The following is a 19,212-nucleotide window of genomic DNA, read 5'->3' on the forward strand; positions in this document are numbered from 1 at the left end:
CGGGGACACTGCCGCGACCGGTTCACCCTACTGCGGCGGACGATCACGGTGCGCCCGCACCACCCCCGACCGGGGCTTCGTCACCGGAGGGTTCCTCGCGCGGGGCCAGGGAGGCGAAGTCGCCGGTGTCGCCGAGGCGGACGAGGAACGGGCGCAGCCGGGTGTAGCGGATCGCGGTGACGGAGCAGGGTTCGACGGAGATCCGCTGGAAGAGGTCGAGGTGGAGGCCGAGTGCCTCGGCGACGAGGGACTTGATGATGTCGCCGTGGGAGCACATGAGGTAGACGGCGTCGGGGCCGTGGTCGCGCTCCACGCGCGCGTTCCACTCGCGTACCGCCTCGGCGGCGCGGGTCTGCATGGCGCGCATCGACTCGCCGCCGGGGAAGGCCGCGGCGGAGGGGTGCGCCTGCACCACCTCCATCAGGGGCTCGTCCTTCAGTTCGGCGAGCTTGCGGCCCGACCAGTCGCCGTAGTGGCACTCCCCGATCCGTTCGTCGGTGTGGGCCCGCAGCCCGGGCCGGGCGTCGAGCAGCGGCCGGAGGGTCTCCTGGCAGCGCTGCAGGGGGCTGGTGACGATCTCGGAGAGCGGCAGGCCGGCGAGCCGCCCGGGGAGCGCGGCGGCCTGTGCGGCGCCGCGTTCGTCGAGGGCGACGCCGGGCGTCCAGCCGGCGAGCAGTCCCTCGGTGTTGGCGGTGGAACGTCCGTGCCTAACCAGGATCAGCGTGGGCATGCGGCCAGGGTAGGCGTACGGCGCGGAACAAGGGCGCCGGGGCGAGGGGAGAATGGGTTCGGTGATCGTCGACTGCGCCATCTACCGGGACGGGCACCGCACGGACGGGCCCGAGGACTTCTCCGACGCGCTCGGTGAGGCGCGGGGAGCGGGCGGGTTCGTCTGGATCGGCTTGCACGAGCCGACGGAGAAGGAGTTCGAGCTGGTCAGCCAGGAGTTCGGGCTGCATCCGCTGGCGGTGGAGGACGCCCTCAAGGCGCATCAGCGGCCCAAGCTGGAGGTGTACGACGACTCGCTCTTCGCGGTCCTCAAGCCGGTGGTGTACGAGCCGGACAGCGACGCCGTCTCCACCGGCGAGCTGATGATCTTCCTGGGCGACGCCTTCGCGGTCGTCGTCCGGCACGGCGAGGGCTCGCCGCTGAAGGCCGTACGGCGGCGCCTGGAGCACGAGCCTGAACTGCTCGGCAAGGGTCCCACCGCGGTGCTGTACGCGATCGCGGACGCCACCGTCGACCACTACCTGGACGTGGCGGTCGAGCTCCAGACCGACCTGGAGGAGCTGGAGGCGGAGGTCTTCTCGCCGGACGGCGGCGGTTCCCGGCACACCGCGTCGCGGATCTACACCTTCAAACGGCAGGTGCTGGAGTTCCGGCGGGCGACCGGGCCGCTCGCGCCGCCGCTGGCCCGGCTGGCGGGGACGGAGGCGTACGGCGGCGGCGTGCCGTTCGTGAACGACAAGGCGCGGCCGTTCTTCCGGGACGTGAGCGACCACCTCACGCGCGTGAACGAGTCGGTGGAGAGCCTGGACCGGCTGGTGTCGGACATCCTGTCGGCGCACCTGGCGCAGACGAGCGTCCGGCAGAACGACGACATGCGCAAGATCTCCGCGTGGGCGGCCATGGCGGCGATCCCCACAATGATCGCGGGGATCTACGGCATGAACTTCGACCACATGCCGGAGCTGCACTGGGTGTGGGGCTATCCGGCGGTGATCGTACTGATGGCCGTCCTGGAGGTGCTGCTGTACCGGCAGTTCAAGCGCCGGGGCTGGCTGTAGGGGCCGGTGCGGCTCCTCGGGCGGCCTCGGGGGCCGCGGTCGCGGTTCCGCCGAGCGCGTCGCGCCGTTCGGGTGCCCTCAGTGTCACCATGCGGCGCCAGCCGGCCAGCCGCTCGGCGGCGTACATCGCGTGGATCCCCGCCGCGAGCAGCGCCGACCTGGCACGGGACCAGCCGAGGATGCGCCCCATACGGGCCATCACGGCGAGGCTGACGTCGCGGTGCACGCGGATCTCGGCGTGCGCGCACTCGCGCAGGGTGCGCCGGATGTACGGACCGTGCCCGGCGGCGGCGTAGCGCAGCAGTTCCTCGTGGGAGTAGGCGAGGTGGTTGTCCTCGTCGGCCGAGATCATCCCGACCGCCCGGCCCAGGTCGGGGTGGTCCGCGAAGTACTTGAGGAGCATCGCCATCTGCTCGGCCGCGCGCTGCTCGGTGACCCTGCTGTGGGCGAGGTAGGTGATGACGTCGCGCACCGTGAGGGGCTGGTCGGCCTTGAGCTTCTCGTGGGCGAGGCCGATGCCGTGCCGCTCCAGGAGCATCGTGTAGTCGGTCTCGGGCGGTACCTCGACGGGTTCGAGGCCGCGCTTCTTCAGCAGGGCGTTGAAGATCCGGCCGTGCTTGTCCTCGTCCGCGCCGTGCCGGGTGATCTTGGGGGCGAGGGCGCGCTCGCTCTCCGGCACGAGCGCCGCGATGCGCGCGTTCTCCCAGCCGCCCTGGGACTCGCCACTGGCAGCGATGGAGCAGAAGAGACGGAACGACTCGTCGTTGTCGAGGATCTCCTGGAAAAGGCTCTTGGCCGAAAGCATCGGGGCACCTCTCTGCCGCTGCGTGGTCCGCAGGTTCCGCACACTCCGCGATGCACGAGTCAAGTGCGGGAGAGGGGGCGCGGCAACAGGTGCGGCGGACAACTCCGCCGAACGAAGGACACCGGGCACGCGTGGAGGCGTAACCCCGCGCGCGTGGGCGCGTTGTTCTCCGTGACGGCCGTGGCGGGGAAGACCCCCCGAGCCCCCACCACGGCCGCAGAAACTTTCCCCCTCGGTACTACGCCAGTCCGGCGCGCTCCAGGGCCTCGGTGCCCGCGCGGAGGGCGGCGAGCCGCTCGTCCAGGGTGAAGCCCGCGGGGGCGAGGGTCAGGGTGGTGACGCCGGCCGCGGCGTAGGCCTTCATCCGGTCCGCGATGCGGTCGACGGAGCCGAGCAGGGTCGTCTGGTCGATCAGCTCGTGCGGTACGGCCTCGGCGGCGCCCTGCTTGTCGCCGGACAGGTACTTCTCCTGGATTTCGGCGGCTTCCCGCTCGTAGCCCATGCGCCGGGCGAGCTGGTTGTAGAAGTTCTGCTTGCGGCTGCCCATGCCGCCGACGTAGAGCGCGGTGTACGGCCGGAAGGTGTCCGCGAGGGCGGTGACGTCCTTGTCGTCGCCGAGGGCGAGCGGCAGGGTCGGGCAGATGTCGAACCCGTCGAGCGTCCTGCCGGCCTTCTCGCGTCCGGCGCGCAGGTGCTTGACGGCGGTCTCCTCCAGGTGGTCGGCGGAGGGGAAGATGAGCAGGGCGCCGTCGGCGATCTCGCCGGTCTGCTCCAGGTTCTTCGGGCCGATCGCGGCGATGTACAGCGGGATGTGCTCGCGCTGCGGGTGCACGGTCAGCTTGATCGGCTTGCCGGGACCGCCGGGCAGCGGCAGCGTCCAGTGCTGTCCCTCGTAGGACAGCCGTTCCCGGGTCATCGCCTTGCGGACGATCTCGACGTACTCGCGGGTGCGGGCGAGCGGCTTGTCGAACGTGACGCCGTACCAGCCCTCGGAGACCTGCGGTCCCGACACGCCGAGGCCGAGGCGGAAGCGGCCCTGGGACAGGGAGTCCAGGGTGGCGGCGGTCATCGCGGTCATCGCGGGCTGGCGGGCCGGGATCTGGAAGATGGCCGAGCCCACGTCGATGCGCTCGGTCTGGGCGGCGACCCAGGTCAGCACGGTGGCCGCGTCGGAGCCGTAGGCCTCGGCGGCCCAGCACACGGCGTATCCGAGCCGGTCGGCCTCCTGGGCGACGGCCAGGTTGTCCGCGTCCATTCCGGCACCCCAGTAGCCGAGGTTGATCCCGAGCTGCATGGCCGATTCCCCTTACCGATCAGTAACGTGGCTGGTGCCCCGACCTTAGCGCGCGGGAATCGGTTGTCCACAGGCCCCCACAGCGCAAGCCGTGGCCAGTAATGTCGGCGTTCATGGAGCAGAGGCATCTCGGCCGCACCGGCCTGCGCGTGTCCCGCATCGGTCTCGGCACCCTGACCTGGGGCCGGGACACGGACGAGCATGACGCCGCGGACCTCTTGAAGACCTTCTGGGAAGCGGGCGGGACGCTCGTCGACACCGCGGACGTCTACGGCGACGGCGAGTCGGAGTATCTGCTCGGCCGCCTCATGGAGGGCCTGGTTCCGCGCCGGGACCTGGTGATCTCGACGAAGGCCGGCAGCGTTCCGGATCCCGACCGCCGGTTCGACGGTTCGCGCGCCCATCTGCTGTCCGCGCTGGACGCCTCTCTCTCCCGCCTGGGCACGGACCACGTCGACGTGTGGCACCTGCACGCCTTCGACCCGCACACTCCGCTGGAGGAGACGCTGCACGCCCTGGACGTGGCGGTCAGCAGCGGCCGGGCGCGCTATGCGGGGGTCTCCAACTTCTGCGGCTGGCAGCTGGCCAAGGCGGCGACCTGGCAGCTGGCGGCGCCCGGTGTCCGCAACCGGTTGGCGAGCACCCAGATGGAGTACTCGCTGCTCCAGCGGGGCGTCGAGCGGGAGGTGCTGCCGGCCGCCCTGGACCTGGGCGTCGGGCTGCTGCCCTCGTCCCCGCTGGGCCGCGGGGTGCTCACCGGCAAGTACCGCAAGGACGCGACGCCGCCGGACTCGCGGGGCGCCTCGGACCATCTGGCCCCGTTCGTCGAGCCGTACCTGGACGAAACGGCCGGGCACATCGTGGACGCGGTGGCGACGGCCGCGGACGGGCTCGCGGTGACGCCGCTCCAGGTGGCGCTGGCCTGGGTCCGCGACCGGCCCGGGGTGGTCGCCCCGATCATCGGCCCGCGCAACGCGCAGCAGCTCACGGCGGCCTTGTCAGTGGAGACCCTTAGTCTTCCTGACGAGATCTGCCGGGCGCTCGACGACGTGTCGGCGCCCGTGCACCGCTATCCCGATCACGACTGGAGCACGCTGTGAGCACGGAGCCCGAGCCCGCCACCGAGGACACCACGGACGCCGTGGACACCGGGCCGGAGACCCCGGGCACCGCGGAGTCGGCCGGGCCCGCCTCCGGCCCGCAGCCGGGTGAGCCCGCCGGGGACGGGGGCGAGGCGGCCGCGCAGGTCTCCGAGACCGAGGCCGAGCTGGCCGCGCAGCGGATCGAGCGGGAGCGGATCGAGCGGCGCAAGTCGGAGAAGCAGGGGCCGATCGACGCGGGCGGCAAGCTCAGCGGCACGGCGGCCGACCTGCTCGCCGCCGTACGCGCCGTGGAGAGCGGTGAGAAGCCGGCGGCCACGGTCTTCGGTGCCCCCGAGCCCGCACGCCGCCCCGCGCCGGAGCCGGTGCGCCCGCCCCGGCCGGCACCCGCCGAGCGGGCCACCGCACCCGCGGGCCCGGTACCGGAGACCGTGCAGTCGGTTGCGCGTGTGCTGGCGGAGGGCGGCGCCCCCGAAGCGCTCGCGCCGCAGACCACCGCGCTCCTCGGTGAGGGCGCGCAGGACGCGCTGCGCGCGGACCCCTGGCAGTTGCTCCGGGTCGGCGGGGTGCGGCCGGAGCAGGCCGACGGGTTCGCCCGCGCGCTGCTCGGCGCGGAGTGCGGCCCGGACGACGAGCGGCGCGGCCGTGCCGTCACGGTGTGGCTGCTGGAGCAGGCGGCTCTGGCCGGGCACACCGCGCTGGAGCTGCCACGGCTCACCGCCACGCTGGCCCAGCGGGGCGTGCCGGATCCCGACGCGGCCGTGCAGAGCACGCTCGCCGAGGGCGTGGCACTCGCCTTCCAGGACGCCCTGGACGAGCCGGGCGCCCGTCCGCAGCGCACGGCGAGCGGTGCGGAGGGCACGGACGGAGCGGACCCGGAGGGCGAGGAGCGCCCCGTCCGGGTGCTGATCGGCCTGGAGCGGTACGCGCTCGCGGAGGAGAGCCTCGCCGACGGGCTGGCCCGGCTGGTGAACTCGGCGCCCAAGCAGGACGGCTCCGCGGCGGACTGGGAGCAGGCGGCCGCCTCCGCGCAGGGCTCGGCGGGCGAACTGATCCGTGCCGTCGCGGCCCACGGGCTGGTCCTGCACACCGGTGGCGAGGCGTCCCTGGCCGAGCCCGCCGCCCTGCTGCACGCGGCGCACGCCCTGGGCCTGCGGGCCTGGGCCGCCACGCCCGGCCCGCTCGGCCGCGACCGCTTCGCCGCCCTGCTGGGCGCTCCGTCGGCCGAGCCGTCCTCCTCGGGACCGGCCGCTCCCGCCGCGGTCACCGTGGCGGGGCTGCTGACCGGCGCCGAGGGACCGGGGCGGGACGCCGACGGGGCGCTGGACCTCGACCTGCTCGTCGTGCTCGACGCGCCGCAGCTCGACGTCGAGGCGGGCGCCCTGCTCGCGGAGTCGCTGCCGGACGGGGCCCGGCTGGTGCTGGCCGGGGACCCGGCGGTGCTCTGGTCCGTGGGCCCGGGGCGGGTCTTCGCGGACCTGCTGGCGGCGCGGGTCTGCCCCCAGATCGCCTCGCGGCGCCCGGACCCCGGTCCGCTCGGCGAGCTGGTCTCCGGCATCGGCGTCGGCGAGCTGAGCCAGGTGGAGGCGCCCGGCAAGGAGGTCGTGATCGTGCCGGTGCGGGACGCGGGCGAGGCCGTGCACCGCACCGTCCAGCTGGTGGCGGACTCGGTGCCGCGCGCGATCGGCGTCCCGGCCGAGGAGACCCAGGTGATCACGCCGGGCCACGGCGGTGCCGTGGGCACGCGGGCGCTCAACGCGGCGCTGAAGGAACGCCTCAACCCCGGCCCCGGCCGCTTCGGCGGTTTCGACCCCGGCGACCGGGTCGTCCACACTCCCGCGCCGGGCCGGGTACTGCCGGGCCGGGTGGTCACGGCCGACGCCGACGGTCTGCACCTGTCGTGCGCGGGCGAGACCGTGGTCGTGCCCAAGGACCGGGTGGAGGGGTCCGTACGGCACGGCTGGGCGCTGACCGCCCACCAGGCGCTGGGCGGCCGCTGGCCCGCGGTGGTCGTGGTGCTGCCCGGCGACGCCGTACCGGCCCTGAGCCGCCCCTGGATCTACACGGCCTTCGGCCGGGCGGCCCGGCACCTGTCCGTGGTGCACGGCGTGGAGCAGGCCCTCCCCCGCGCGGTGGCCGAGATCCCGGCCAAGCCCCGCACGACCCGCCTGCCGACCCTGCTGGCCCCCCAGATCCCGGTCACCGACTGACGGGAATCACGCCGCGCTCCTCCGTCACCCGCCCGACCGCCCGGGGTCCCGCCCCGACCCGCCTGCGGGTGCGCCGCGACCGCCGGCCGGGCCCGGGCATCCCCTCGCGCCCGGCCCGGGCGTCTCCGGCGGACACGGCGGTGGCCGGCGGCAGCCGAGGTTTGCCTTGACCGCCGTCATCCAGCCGTCGGAGCGGTCGGCGTGCCGTGGCCCGCGCTGCTCAGCGGTCGGCCTCCAGCCTCGCCGGTTCGCCGTCCTCGTCCAGATCCGTGTCCAGGTCGGTGTCGAGGTCCTCGTCCAGCTCCACCAGGTCGGCGTCGCCCTCCTCGTCGTCGCCGTCGTCGAAGTCCTCGTCGAAGACCGCGCTGACGTCGAAGCGGCAGACCACCCGCTGCGGGTCGACCTGCTCGAACGGGGCCTCCAGCCACTCCCCGGGTTCGGCGCTCTCGTCCGCGGCCGTCACCCAGAGCGTGGAGTCGCCCTCCTCGAGACCGAACTCCTTGTGCCGGGAGGCGATCTCGTCCGGCTCGAACTCGCCGAACAGCAGGCCGAGCGCGCCGTGCACCGTGCCCGAGGTCTCCAGGCCCGGCCCCTCCCCGTCCGCCGCCTCGACCCGCCGGGCCTGGGCCATCAGCCGCTGCGGCTCGGCCACGGCGTAGTCGCGGCGGATCAGGACGCTCAGCGCACTGGGTTCCTCGGGGCCCGTGTACGGCGGCAGCGTGTCCTCGCCGGGGATCTCGAAGGGCGTGACCTCGTCGTACCGGTCGTAGAGCAGTTCGTCGTACGCCTCCGCGGCCGCGGCCAGCTCGTTGAACGCGTCGTAGACGGCCGGGTCTTCCTCTCCCGACCGGCGTTCGACCGCGGCCAGGTGGCGGTCGAGCCCGGTCTTGACCGCCTCGGCGGCGGCGCGTACCTCGGCAGCGGTGGGCTGCGCAGCATCAGACATAGTGCAGACGCTATCCGTACCGGGCCCCAGCCCGCACAATAGATTCGATGCCGGAATACGAATTTGTCGATGTGTACCTACCGCGCGGGGTCACCCGCAAGGAGGCGGCACGTCAGCTGACGGACCATGCCGAGTACGGACACTGGGAGTTGTACCGCCTGACCCTGCTGCGCGACGGCAGCCGCAAGGTGCGGTTGCGGCGGCGGATCATCCGCCAGGTTCGCGCCACCTGGTGACGGAGGCGGACGCGGAGCGGGCCCCGCCGATGCGGAGCCCGCTGCGTGCGCCGGTGCGCCCGTCTCACGCCGAGGCGCGCGCCTTGCGGTAGAGCACCGTGCCCGCGAGCAGCGCGCCGGCGCCCACCGGCAGGGCGAGACCCAGCGGCAGGTCGCTTCCGGTCTCGGCGAGCACCGCGTCGCCGGCGGGCTGGGCGGCGGTCTGGGTGTCCGGCTGGTTGCCCTCAGTGGAGTCGCCCGGCGTCTCACCCTCCGGTCCGGCCGGCTCGTCCGGAGAGTCCGGCTTGTCGGGGTTGTCCGGCTTCTCCGGGGGCGTCTCGTGGTCGCCGGGCGGCGTGGAGTGGCCCCCGCCCCCGTTGGCGCAGTCGTTGCCGGTGGCCGGGTTGAGGAGACCGACGACGTCGATGCTGTTGCCGCACACGTTCACCGGTACGTCGATCGGCACCTCGACGTGGTTGCCGGAGCCGACGCCCGGCGAGTCCGCGGCGTGACCGCCCGCGTGGGAGCCGCCGTGCGAGCCTCCGTGCGACCCGTCGTGGCTCCCGGAGTTGCCGGAGTCGCCGTATCCGCCCGAGTCGCCGTGCCCTCCGGAGGCACCGCCGCTCTTGTTGGCGCACGAGTTGCCCATCGCCGGGTTGAGGACGCCGACCACGTCCACCGTGTTGCCGCAGACGTTCACCGGCACGTGCACCGGGGCCTGCACCGTGTTGCCGGAGAGTACGCCGGGCGAACCCGAACTCGAGCCGTGCGCACTCGAGTCCGCGTGGGCGGCACCGCCCGCGGCGGCGATCACGCCGGTGGCCGCCGCCATCGTCATCAGGCCCTTGCGGGTGACCTGTCGCATTTCCTGAATCCCTGCCTTGTCTGGTCCCGTGGTACCGAGAATGCCGAGAGTGCCGGAACTCCGGCGTCGCCGTCATTACCCCGCCTCGAATGTCCCCCGAAAGGCCGTCGGCCCCGGAGCGCATGGCGTGCACTCCGGGGCCGGCGGAATCAGACCCTCACGGGGCGAGGCACAGCGTCACTTGTTGATGCAGACGTTGCCGAAGGCGGGGTTCAGCAGACCGATCACGGAGATCGTGTTGCCGCAGACGTTCACCGGCACGTGCACGGGCACCTGAACGACGTTGCCGGAAAGGACGCCGGGCGAGTGCACGGCGGCACCCTGGGCACCGGAGTCGGCGACGGCCATGCCCGCGCCCGCGAGAACCAGACCACCGGTGGCTGCCGCGGCGGCGACGACCTTCTTGAGCATTGTTCCTCCTAGTTGGCAAACGCGATCTCAAATTTGCCGATCGCATCACCTGTAACGAGGAGGGAGTAATGAGGCTACGAGCTTATGAGCGGATTCACTCGTCCCGGTCGCCTCCCGTACGCACGGACGAATTCAGGACGCGTCGATGAAGCGGTCGAGCACCCGCACGCCGAACTGGAGTCCCTCCACCGGCACTCGCTCGTCCACGCCGTGGAACATGCCCGCGAAGTCCAGCTCCGGCGGCAGCTTGAGCGGCGCGAAGCCGAAGCCGCGGATGCCGAGTTCGTCGAAGGACTTGGCGTCCGTACCGCCCGAGAGCATGTAGGGGACCGCCTTGGCTGCCGGGTCCTCGGCCACCAGGGCGGACTGCATCGCGTCGACCAGCGCGCCGTCGAACGTCGTCTCGACGGCCTTGTTGGCGTGCACGTCCTCGCGCCGCACGTGCGGTCCGAGGATCCGGTCGACGTCGGCGAGGAACTCCTCCTCGTAGCCGGGCAGGAAGCGCCCGTCCACGTGCGCGGTGGCCTCACCGGGAATGACGTTGACCTTGTAACCCGCTCCCAGCTGGGTCGGGTTGGCGGTGTTGCTCAGGGTGGCGCCGATGAGCTTGGCGATGCCGCCGAGCCTGGCGAGCGTGCCCTCCATGTCCTCCGGGTCCAGCTCGGTGCCGAGCGCGTCGCCCAGCTCGTCGAGGAAGGCCCGGGTCGTCTTGGTGACGCGGACGGGGAACTTGTGCCGGCCCAGACGCGCGACGGCCTCCGACAGCTCGGTGATGGCGTTGTCGCGGTGGATCATCGACCCGTGCCCCGCGGTGCCGGCCACGGTCAGCTTCATCCAGTGGATGCCCTTCTCGGCCGTCTGGATCAGGTACAGGCGGCGCTGCTCGCTCACGGTGAAGGAGAAGCCGCCCACCTCGCTGATCGCCTCGGTGACGCCCTCGAAGAGGTCGGGGTGGTGGTCGACGAGGTGACGGGCGCCGTAGGTGCCGCCGGCCTCCTCGTCGGCGAGGAACGCCAGCACGATGTCCCGCGGGGGCTTGCGCCCGCTGCGCAGCCGGTCGCGGACGACCGCGAGCGTCATCGCGTCCATGTCCTTCATGTCGACGGCGCCGCGCCCCCACACGCAGCCGTCGGCGATCTCCCCGGAGAAGGGGTGGTGGGTCCAGTCGTCCGCGTTGGCCGGGACGACGTCGGTGTGGCCGTGGATGAGGAGCGCGGGCCGGGACGGGTCCTCGCCCTCGATCCGGGCCACCGTGGAGGCGCGTCCGGGGTGTGACTCGAAGATCTTCGGTTCGAGTCCCACCTCGGCGAGCTTCTCGGCGACGTACTCGGCGGCCTTCCGCTCGCCCGGCCCCGAGTGGTCGCCGTAGTTGCTGGTGTCGATCCGGATCAGCTCGCGGCAGAGGTCGACGACCTCGTCCTCGCCGGTGACGCTCCTGGCCGTGCCCGAGTCGCTCACGTGGTTCCTCCCGCTGTCACTGCCGATGTCAGTGCCGATGTCACTGCTGGTGGGTCCCCCTCATCCTCCTCCCTGGGCCGTCCGGGCCCAAGGAGGGGGTGATCGGCCACCCCGGAAAGCCTGGTAATGTTTACGTCGTCGCCGCAGGGAGAAACCCGCGCGACAGACACCTTGTCCGGGTGGCGGAATGGCAGACGCGCTAGCTTGAGGTGCTAGTGCCCTTTATCGGGCGTGGGGGTTCAAGTCCCCCCTCGGACACCAGCTGAAACCCCTGCTGAGCAGGGGTTTTCTGCTTTTCGTCTCCTGCTTTCGTCTCCCGCTCCTCCTCTACAGTGGGCGCCATGACCACCCCTCTCTGCCCCTGCGGGCGGTCCGAGCCGTACGAGCGGTGCTGCGGGCGTTTCCACGCGGGGGCCGCCGCCCCGACCGCCGAGGCCCTGATGCGCTCGCGCTACAGCGCCTTCGTGCGCCTGGACGCGGGCTACCTCCTGCGCACCTGGCACCCCCGCACGCGGCCCGCGCGCCTCGACCTCGACCCCGGCACGCGGTGGACCGGTCTGGAGATCCTGGACACGGCCGACGGCTCCGCCTTCCACGCCACCGGGACCGTGACGTTCCGGGCGTCCTACCGCGGCGGCTCGCTGCACGAGCGGAGCCGCTTCGAGCGCGTGGACGGGGCGTGGGTGTACGTGGACGGGGAGTTCCTCGACTGACACCTCCCCCGGTGCCCTACGGCGCCAGGATGTCCAGCTCCTGGAGCGCGCCCTCCGTGATCTCCCGGGTCAGCCGCTCCGCGCGCTCCGCGTCCCGGGCGCGGACCGCTTCGGCGACCTGGACGTGCAGGGTGACGGCGGCCGGGTCGGGGTCCTCGAACATCACGTCGTGGTGGGTGCGGCCGGCCAGGACCTCGGCGACGACGCCGCCGAGGCGGGCGAACATCTCGTTGCCGGAGGCGGTGAGGACGACGCGGTGGAAGGCCACGTCGTGGAAGAGGTACTCCTCCAGCCGGTGGCCGCGTGAGTTGGCGACCATGCCGAGCGCGCACTCGGTCAGCTCGGCGCACTGCTCCGCCGTGGCGTGCCGGGCGGCCAGGCCCGCGGCGACCGGTTCGACGGCCGACCTGAGCACGGTCAGGGAGCGCAGCTGCCGGGGGCGTTCGGAGCCGGCCAGGCGCCAGCGGATGACCTGCGGGTCGTAGACGTTCCACTCGCACTCGGGCAGGACCGTGACGCCGACGCGGCGGCGCGACTCGACGAGGTGCATGGACTCCAGCACCCGGACCGCCTCCCGCATCACGGAGCGCGACACCTCGAAGCGCTGAGCGAGTTCGTCCGTGCGCAGCACACTGCCCGCGGGGTATGCGCCCGCTGTGATCGCGGGGCCGAGGGTGTCCAGTACGCGGCCGTGCAGCCCCCGGCCCGGTGTGCTCATGCACTCAGCGTACGGGGCGCGTCACCGGAATAAAAAGTCAGACTTATATGTCACAGACTCTTGAAGTCGTCGTACCTAATGCGTTTCAGTTGCGTCGACATCAGGTGTCGACGAAGACAGCAGACAGCGAGAGTGCGATGCAGCAACTGCACACCCCCCACGTGGTCGTGGTCATGGGCGTCGCGGGCACCGGGAAGACCACCATCGGTCCCCTGCTCGCGGCCCGGCTCGGCGTTCCCTACGCCGAGGGCGACGACTTCCACCCACCGGCCAACATCGCCAAGATGACGGCCGGCACCCCGCTCACCGACGAGGACCGCTGGCCCTGGCTGGACGCCATCGGCGGCTGGGCGCACGGGCGTGCCGGGCTCGGTGGGGTGGTGAGCAGTTCGGCGCTGAAGCGGTCGTACCGCGACCGGCTGCGGGCCGCCGCTCCCGGTGTCGTCTTCGTGCACCTCACGGGCAGCCGTGAGCTGATCGAGGACCGGATGTCGCACCGGCAGGGCCACTTCATGCCGACGGCCCTGCTCGACTCCCAGTTCGCCACGCTCCAGCCGCTGCAGCCGGACGAGGCGGGAGTCGCGGTGGACGTGGCCGGCACCCCCGAGGAGATCACCGAACGGGCGGTCGACGCCCTGAAGGACCTCCCCGAGCCGGTCCGGTAACCGCCGCACCCCCACCCCCCACCTCCCCCGGGGTCGTGCCGCCTTCCGCGCGCACGGCCCCGCACTCCCCCGAATCCCCATCACCGCAAGGGAACCACCGTGACCAGACTCAGCGTCGAGATGCTGGCAGCGGACCCCGTCGAGCCGATCACCTCGGCGGGCCACGCCCAGCTGGGCATCGCCGTGCTCCTGGGCATCGCCGTCATCGTCCTGCTCATCACCAAGTTCAAGCTGCATGCCTTCCTGTCGCTGACCATCGGGTCACTGGCGCTCGGCGCGTTCGCCGGTGCGCCGCTGGACAAGGTCATCACCAGCTTCACCGCCGGGCTCGGCTCCACCGTCGCGGGTGTCGGCGTGCTGATCGCCCTCGGCGCGATCCTCGGCAAGATGCTCGCCGACTCCGGCGGCGCCGACCAGATCGTGGACACCATCCTGGCGAAGGCCACGCCCCGTTCGATGCCGTGGACGATGGTGCTGATCGCCTCGGTCATCGGACTGCCGCTGTTCTTCGAGGTCGGCATCGTCCTGCTGATCCCGGTCGTCCTCATGGTCGCCAAGCGCGGCAACTACTCGCTGATGCGGATCGGCATCCCGGCCCTGGCCGGTCTGTCGGTGATGCACGGTCTGGTCCCGCCGCACCCCGGCCCGCTGGTCGCCATCGACGCGGTGGGCGCCAACCTCGGTGTGACCCTGGCGCTGGGCGTGCTGATCGCGATCCCGACGGTGATCATCGCCGGTCCGGTCTTCTCGAAGTACGCGGCCCGCTGGGTGGACGTCCAGGCCCCCGACCGCATGATCCCGCAGCGCGCCTCGGAGCAGCTGGACAAGCGCCCCGGTTTCGGCGCCACCCTGTCCACGATCCTGCTGCCCGTCGTGCTGATGCTGCTGAAGGCGCTCGTCGACATCATCGTCGACGACCCCGAGAATGTGGTGCAGCGCACCTTCGACGTCATCGGGAACCCGCTGATCGCCCTGCTGGTCTCCGTGATCGTCGGCATCTTCACGCTGCTGCGGCCCGCCGGGTTCGGCAAGGACCGGCTCTCCGGCCTGGTCGAGAAGGGTCTGGCGCCCATCGCCGGCATCCTCCTGATCGTCGGCGCGGGCGGCGGCTTCAAGCAGACGCTGATCGACTCCGGCGTGGGGCAGATGGTCCTGGACATCTCCAAGGACTGGTCGATCCCGGCGCTGCTGCTCGCCTGGCTGATCGCGGTGGTGATCCGGCTGGCGACCGGTTCGGCGACGGTGGCGACCGTCTCGGCGGCCGGTCTGGTCGCGCCGCTCGCGGCCGACATGTCGACCACGCACGCCGCCCTGCTGGTCCTGGCCATCGGTGCCGGCTCGCTGTTCTTCAGCCACGTCAACGACGCCGGCTTCTGGCTGGTGAAGGAGTACTTCGGGCTGAACGTCGGCCAGACCATCAAGACCTGGTCCGTGATGGAGACGATCATCTCGGTGGTCGCCGGGGCCCTGGTGCTGCTGTTGTCCCTGGTCATATAGCCGCACCACGCACCGACCAGAAGGAACGGGAGTACGACGATGACGGCCCACCCCCTCTTCGACATCGGCGGGCGCACCGCCCTGGTGACCGGCTCCAGCCGGGGCATCGGGCTGGCGCTGGCCCGGGGCCTCGCGGAGGCCGGCTGCCGGGTGATCCTGAACGGACGCGACGGCGACCGCCTCGCCGAGGCCGCCGCCGGACTGCCCGGCGAGGTCCACACGGCGGTGTTCGACGTGACCGACGGTCCGTCCGTGACCGCCGGGATCGCGGAGGTCGAGGAGCGGGTGGGCCCGCTCGACATCCTGGTCAACAACGCCGGGATGCAGCTGCGGGCGCCCCTGCTCCAGTTCGCGGACGCCGACTGGCACCGCATCCTGGACACGAATCTGACCAGCGCCTTCCTGGTGGGCCGGGAGGCGGCGCGCCGGATGACGGAACGCGGCCACGGCAAGATCGTGAACATCTGCTCGCTGCAGAGCGAGGTGGTCCGCCCGGGTATCGCGCCCTACGCGGCCACCAAGGGCGCGCTGAAGATGCTCACCAAGGGCATGTGCGCCGACTGGGGCCCGCACGGCGTCCAGGTCAACGGCCTCGGCCCCGGCTACATCGAGACCGAGCTGACCCGGCCGCTCGTCGAGGACGAGGAGTTCAGCGCCTGGGTGCGCGGCCGCACTCCGGCCGGCCGGTGGGGCCGTACGGAGGACCTGGTGGGCGGGCTGCTGTTCCTCGCCTCGCCCGCCGCGGACTTCGTCGGCGGCCAGATCCTGTACGTCGACGGCGGAATGACGAGCGTCCTGTGAGCACCGCGGAGGGCGCCGGAGCAGCTGTCGCGCCGGGCTGTGTGATCCACGGCGCGGGCGACCTGCGGGTCGAGGACGTGCCCGTCCCCCGCCCGGGGCCGGGTGAGGCGCTGGTCGCCGTGCGCTACGGCGGCGTCTGCGGCTCCGACCTGCACTACTGGCGGCACGGCGGCGTCGGCGACTTCCGCCTGCGGGAGCCGATGCTGCTCGGGCACGAGGTGGTCGGCACGGTCGTGGCGTACGGCTCCCCGGACACACGCGGTCCGGTGGCCGGTACGTCCGTCGCGGTGCATCCGGCGACCCCGTGCGGGGTGTGCCCGGAGTGCGTGGACGGGCGGCGCAATGTCTGCCGGGACACCCGGTACCTGGGCAGCGCGGCCCGTTTCCCGCACGTCCAGGGCGGTTTCGCGGGGCGGATCGTCGTCCCCGCCGGGCAGTTGCGCACCCTCCCGGCCGGTCTGGACCCGCGCCGGGGCGCGCTCGCCGAGCCGCTGTCCGTCGCGCTGCACGCCGTACGCCGGGCCGGGGAGCTGGCGGGGCGTCACGTGCTGGTCACGGGGGCCGGGCCGATCGGCTGCCTGGTGGTCGCGGCGGCGAAGGCGGCGGGCGCGGCACACGTGACGGTGACGGACCTGCTGCCCGCGGCCCTGGAGTACGCGCGGGCCGCCGGTGCCGACACCCTCGTACGGGCGGACGACCCGGACGACCCGGGTTGGCCGGTGGACGTGGACGCGGCGGTCGAGGCCTCCGGGGTGGCCGCGGGGCTCGGCACCTGTGTGCGGCTGGTGCGGCGCGGCGGCGTGGTCGTCCAGCTCGGCATGCTGCCCCCGGGGCAGAGTCCCTTCGCCGGGAACCTGCTGGTGAGCCGTGAGATCGAGCTGCGCGGGGCGTTCCGTTTCGACGGCGAGTTCGACGACGCGCTGCGCCTGCTCGCGGCCGAGCCCGCGTTCGACGCGCTGGTCAGCGCGGTGGTGCCGGTGCGGGACGCGGCGTCGGCGTTCGAGCTGGCCGCGGACCGCGGCCGGTCCTGCAAGGTGCTGCTGGACTTCGGCGCGGCCCCGGCCGCCTGAGCGGGGGTGGGGGTGGAGACCGGACGCGCCGCGCCCCGGCCCGCCCCTCCCCCCTTCCCGGCCCGGTGTCAGGAGGAGGCGGCCTTGTCCAGCTGGAACGCCTCGTTGCCCTGGCCGATGCGGGCGTGCCGCTCGGGGGCGCGGGAGCGCAGGATCAGGCCCTGCACCACTCCGGCGACCGCGGCGAGGCCGATGATGCCGGGCAGCGCCCAGCTGAGGGCGGAGCCGGGTCCCGCGCCGACGAGGACGTCGAAGTCCTTGACCGTGTAGCCGGCGATCACCAGCAGGGCGAGGCCCGCGACGGTGGAGGTGGCCAGGCGTACGCCCTGGGCCCCGGCGGCCCCGCGCCGGACGAAGAAGGCGACGACGGAGAACGAGGCGGCGGCCATCAGCACGATCACGCCCAGGGCCCCGATGTTGCCGCCCCAGGTGAACAGGTGCAGCACGGGCTCCGTAGGGTCTCCGTGGGGCTTGTCGTCGGCGATCGCGAAGCCGATGACGACGACCGCGGACACGGCGGTCTGGAGCAGCGAGCCGGTGCCGGGCGCGCCGCTGGTGCCGCTGGTCCGTCCGAAGGCGGCGGGCAGCAGGCCCTCGCGGCCCATGGCGAAGGCGTAGCGGGCGACGACGTTGTGGAAGCTGAGCAGGGCGGCGAACATGCCGGTGACGAACAGGACGTGGAGCACGTCGGTGAAGGTGTCGCCGAGCCGTGACTCGGTCAGGAAGAACAGCAGTCCGGCGCTCTGTTCCTGCGCGGTGCCGACGATCCTGTCGGGGCCGGTGGCCACGGTCAGGGCCCAGCTGCTGAGCGCGAAGAAGACGGCGACCCCGCCGACCGCCAGGAACATGACACGCGGGACCAGCACGTGCGGCCGGCTGGTCTCCTCGGCGTACACCGGCGCCTGCTCGAAACCGAGGAAGGCGGCGATGCAGAAGCAGAGCGCGGTGCCGACCCCGGCGCCGGTCAGCGTGTCCGGATCGAAGGCGTGCAGCGACAGCCCCTGGGCCCCGGGGTCGGCGACGGCGGCGATGTCGAACACCACCACGAGCACGACCTCGATGAGCAGCAGGACGCCCAGTACGCGCGCGTTGACGTCGATCTTCAGCCAGCCCAGCGTGCCGACCGCGAGGACCGCCAGCAGGGCCGGGATCCACCAGGCCACGTCGAGGTCGGCGTAGGTGGACAGCAGGCCGGAGACCTCGAAGCCGAAGATGCCGTAGATGCCGACCTGGAGGGCGTTGTAGGCGACCAGCGCGACCAGGGCGGCGCCCGCGCCGGCGGTGCCGCCGAGTCCGCGGGAGATGTAGGCGTAGAAGGCGCCCGCGTTGTGGACGTGCCGGCTCATCTCGGCGTACCCGATGCTGAAGAGGATCAGCACCACGCCCAGCACCACGAAGAGCAGTGGCTGTCCGACGATGCCCATGACCGCGAAGGTGGTGGGCATCACGCCCGCGACCACCATCAGCGGGGCGGTCGCGGCGAGCACGGACAGGAGCAGCCCACCCGTGCCCAGCCGGTCGGCGCGCAGCGCGCGCTCCTCGCCCTTGAAGGTGCTGACGGCGCCACCGCTCGCGGTTCTGCTCGTGCTCGAACTGCCCGTGGTCATCGCAGGACGTCCTTCTCTCGTGTGGGTGGTGTGCGTCGGGTCTTCCGGGCGGTCAGGCCGTACCGAGCGCGCCGGCCCGGGCGGCCCGGAAGGCGGGGAACGGCTCGCGGTCCGGGTACGACCACGGGGCCGGGGTGGCGTGCTCGCCGATGCGGTGGAACAGGGCGGCGGCCTCGGCGCCGCGGCCCTCGCAGGACTTGGCGTGGGCGAGGAAGTTGAGGTCGATCAGCCGGCGCGGGTGGCCGTCCTGCTCCCACTCCAGCCACCAGTCGAAGGCCGCCTTCATCACCAGCCGGGCGCGCCGGCCGGCCCAGTGCCCCGAGGCGGCCGGGTCGGGGGACGCGTGCCCGGCGGCGGCCAGCACGCGGTAGCGCTCGGCGTGCGCGACGACCGGGAGGATGGCCAGCGGGGAGTCGGCGGGGGCCTGCTCGGCGGCCCAGTTGGCGAAGTCGTACACCTCGTGCAGCGGGTCGGGGCCGCCGTCGCCGCCGCGCTCGGCGAGCCGGGCCGCCATCAGGTGGTGGGCGTGGTGGTGGTCGGCGTACCGTCCGCGCACCTCGTCGAAGACCCGGACGACGTCCTCGTCCGGGCCCAGGGAGCGCTCCAGCATGAGGAGGCCGAGCCAGGGCGTGGGATCGTCCGGCACCAGGGCGGCCGCGTCCCGGCACGCCTCGCGGACCCGGGCGGGCTCCTCCCTGCCCCGCAGGGCCCGGTGGACCAGGGCGACGGCGAGCAGCACCGAGGCGTCGGCGGAGTCGGGTTCGGCCAGCAGCCACTCGCGGGCCCAGGGGGCGCAGTGGGGCTCCTCGGCGAGCACCGCCACCCGGTGTCCCCGGCGGTCCCAGTCGTCACCCGTGTGGACCAGCAGGGAGCGCACGGACTGCCAGCGTCCCTGAGCCAACGCACCGCGTACGGCGATCAGTTCGGCGTCGTCGAGGGCCTCGTCGAGGGTCTGGGCCGCGCGTTTGCGGCCGCGGCCGAGGGGAGGCGGGGGTGGGGACACCGCGGGAAACTTCCTCACGCGACGCGGTAGGTCGTCGTAGCCGGATT

The 19,212-nt window shown here is 72.8% G+C and carries 19 protein-coding genes and 1 tRNA gene; 10 read left to right on the forward strand and 10 right to left on the reverse strand.

What is annotated here, in order from left to right:
* Nucleotides 1–43: 43 nt before the first annotated feature.
* Complete coding sequence (locus tag ACZ56V_RS27545; RefSeq protein WP_076973595.1) at nucleotides 44–730, reverse strand: histidine phosphatase family protein; 687 nt, start codon at nucleotides 728–730, stop codon at nucleotides 44–46.
* A 61-nt stretch (nucleotides 731–791) separates the two neighbouring features.
* On the opposite strand from ACZ56V_RS27545, the gene corA reads away from it, so the two are divergent.
* Entirely contained in the window at nucleotides 792–1,787 is a 996-nt protein-coding gene (gene corA, locus ACZ56V_RS27550; RefSeq protein ID WP_398916695.1) for a magnesium/cobalt transporter CorA, read from the forward strand.
* Here corA and ACZ56V_RS27555 read toward each other — a convergent pair.
* Nucleotides 1,765–2,592: a ferritin-like domain-containing protein gene (locus ACZ56V_RS27555; protein ID WP_467382026.1), complete on the reverse strand. Its 828-nt coding sequence runs from the start codon at nucleotides 2,590–2,592 to the stop codon at nucleotides 1,765–1,767. The genes corA and ACZ56V_RS27555 overlap by 23 nt on opposite strands.
* 238 nt (nucleotides 2,593–2,830) lie before the next feature.
* Nucleotides 2,831–3,886, reverse strand: a complete 1,056-nt coding sequence (locus ACZ56V_RS27560) for an LLM class F420-dependent oxidoreductase (RefSeq protein ID WP_398916690.1) — start codon at nucleotides 3,884–3,886, stop codon at nucleotides 2,831–2,833.
* A gap of 113 nt (nucleotides 3,887–3,999) precedes the next feature.
* On the opposite strand from ACZ56V_RS27560, the gene ACZ56V_RS27565 reads away from it, so the two are divergent.
* Both ACZ56V_RS27565 and ACZ56V_RS27570 read left to right on the forward strand, forming a co-directional pair.
* Nucleotides 4,000–4,986: an aldo/keto reductase gene (locus ACZ56V_RS27565; protein WP_468945916.1), complete on the forward strand. Its 987-nt coding sequence runs from the start codon at nucleotides 4,000–4,002 to the stop codon at nucleotides 4,984–4,986.
* Nucleotides 4,983–7,196 (forward strand): helix-hairpin-helix domain-containing protein, encoded by a 2,214-nt coding sequence (locus ACZ56V_RS27570; RefSeq protein ID WP_468945919.1) that lies wholly within the window; start codon nucleotides 4,983–4,985, stop codon nucleotides 7,194–7,196. Before ACZ56V_RS27565 ends, ACZ56V_RS27570 begins: the two co-directional genes overlap by 4 nt.
* A 220-nt stretch (nucleotides 7,197–7,416) precedes the next feature.
* Here the strand turns inward: ACZ56V_RS27570 and ACZ56V_RS27575 are convergent, their stop codons facing one another.
* Nucleotides 7,417–8,142 carry a hypothetical protein gene (locus ACZ56V_RS27575; protein ID WP_468945921.1) on the reverse strand — a complete coding sequence of 242 codons (726 nt, stop codon included), beginning with the start codon at nucleotides 8,140–8,142 and terminating at the stop codon, nucleotides 7,417–7,419.
* Nucleotides 8,143–8,189: 47 nt separating this feature from the next.
* Between ACZ56V_RS27575 and ACZ56V_RS27580 the strand changes: the two genes are divergently transcribed.
* Nucleotides 8,190–8,378, forward strand: coding sequence for a DUF5703 family protein (locus ACZ56V_RS27580; protein WP_003977152.1), 189 nt, complete (start codon nucleotides 8,190–8,192; stop codon nucleotides 8,376–8,378).
* Between the two features lie 64 nt (nucleotides 8,379–8,442).
* Here the strand turns inward: ACZ56V_RS27580 and ACZ56V_RS27585 are convergent, their stop codons facing one another.
* From ACZ56V_RS27585 to ACZ56V_RS27595, 3 genes are all read right to left on the reverse strand, one after another.
* The gene (locus ACZ56V_RS27585) at nucleotides 8,443–9,222 is read right to left on the reverse strand and encodes a chaplin (protein WP_468945924.1); all 780 of its coding nucleotides are present in this window, start codon (nucleotides 9,220–9,222) and stop codon (nucleotides 8,443–8,445) included.
* A gap of 177 nt (nucleotides 9,223–9,399) precedes the next feature.
* Nucleotides 9,400–9,633, reverse strand: coding sequence for a chaplin ChpH (gene chpH, locus ACZ56V_RS27590; protein ID WP_003977150.1), 234 nt, complete (start codon nucleotides 9,631–9,633; stop codon nucleotides 9,400–9,402).
* Nucleotides 9,634–9,765: 132 nt separating this feature from the next.
* Nucleotides 9,766–11,091, reverse strand: coding sequence for a M20/M25/M40 family metallo-hydrolase (locus ACZ56V_RS27595; protein ID WP_104634652.1), 1,326 nt, complete (start codon nucleotides 11,089–11,091; stop codon nucleotides 9,766–9,768).
* A gap of 173 nt (nucleotides 11,092–11,264) precedes the next feature.
* Between ACZ56V_RS27595 and ACZ56V_RS27600 the strand changes: the two genes are divergently transcribed.
* Together ACZ56V_RS27600 and ACZ56V_RS27605 are read left to right on the forward strand one after the other, a co-directional pair.
* Nucleotides 11,265–11,352 (forward strand) — tRNA-Leu (locus tag ACZ56V_RS27600).
* 80 nt (nucleotides 11,353–11,432) lie between these two features.
* Complete coding sequence (locus ACZ56V_RS27605) at nucleotides 11,433–11,804, forward strand: YchJ family protein (protein WP_398916683.1); 372 nt, start codon at nucleotides 11,433–11,435, stop codon at nucleotides 11,802–11,804.
* Nucleotides 11,805–11,820: 16 nt separating this feature from the next.
* Here the strand turns inward: ACZ56V_RS27605 and ACZ56V_RS27610 are convergent, their stop codons facing one another.
* Nucleotides 11,821–12,522, reverse strand: a complete 702-nt coding sequence (locus tag ACZ56V_RS27610; RefSeq protein ID WP_398916681.1) for a FadR/GntR family transcriptional regulator — start codon at nucleotides 12,520–12,522, stop codon at nucleotides 11,821–11,823.
* Between the two features lie 137 nt (nucleotides 12,523–12,659).
* Between ACZ56V_RS27610 and ACZ56V_RS27615 the strand changes: the two genes are divergently transcribed.
* The 4 genes from ACZ56V_RS27615 (at nucleotide 12,660) to ACZ56V_RS27630 (ending at nucleotide 16,555) form a co-directional block, all read left to right on the forward strand.
* The gene (locus ACZ56V_RS27615; RefSeq protein WP_104634654.1) at nucleotides 12,660–13,187 is read left to right on the forward strand and encodes a gluconokinase; all 528 of its coding nucleotides are present in this window, start codon (nucleotides 12,660–12,662) and stop codon (nucleotides 13,185–13,187) included.
* Between the two features lie 99 nt (nucleotides 13,188–13,286).
* Complete coding sequence (locus tag ACZ56V_RS27620; protein ID WP_398916677.1) at nucleotides 13,287–14,684, forward strand: GntP family permease; 1,398 nt, start codon at nucleotides 13,287–13,289, stop codon at nucleotides 14,682–14,684.
* A gap of 39 nt (nucleotides 14,685–14,723) precedes the next feature.
* Entirely contained in the window at nucleotides 14,724–15,485 is a 762-nt protein-coding gene (locus tag ACZ56V_RS27625; protein ID WP_356365584.1) for an SDR family oxidoreductase, read from the forward strand.
* Nucleotides 15,482–16,555: an L-idonate 5-dehydrogenase gene (locus ACZ56V_RS27630; RefSeq protein ID WP_467382039.1), complete on the forward strand. Its 1,074-nt coding sequence runs from the start codon at nucleotides 15,482–15,484 to the stop codon at nucleotides 16,553–16,555. The genes ACZ56V_RS27625 and ACZ56V_RS27630 overlap by 4 nt, the downstream gene beginning before the upstream one ends.
* Nucleotides 16,556–16,623: 68 nt before the next feature.
* Here the strand turns inward: ACZ56V_RS27630 and ACZ56V_RS27635 are convergent, their stop codons facing one another.
* Nucleotides 16,624–18,162 (reverse strand): APC family permease, encoded by a 1,539-nt coding sequence (locus tag ACZ56V_RS27635; protein WP_467382040.1) that lies wholly within the window; start codon nucleotides 18,160–18,162, stop codon nucleotides 16,624–16,626.
* A 52-nt stretch (nucleotides 18,163–18,214) separates the two neighbouring features.
* On the reverse strand, nucleotides 18,215–19,165 hold the full coding sequence (locus tag ACZ56V_RS27640; RefSeq protein ID WP_468945932.1) for a hypothetical protein: 951 nt from the start codon (nucleotides 19,163–19,165) through the stop codon (nucleotides 18,215–18,217).
* Nucleotides 19,166–19,212 lie beyond the last annotated feature (47 nt).

The sequence above is a fragment of the Streptomyces sp. NPDC034099 genome (genome assembly GCF_055575415.1).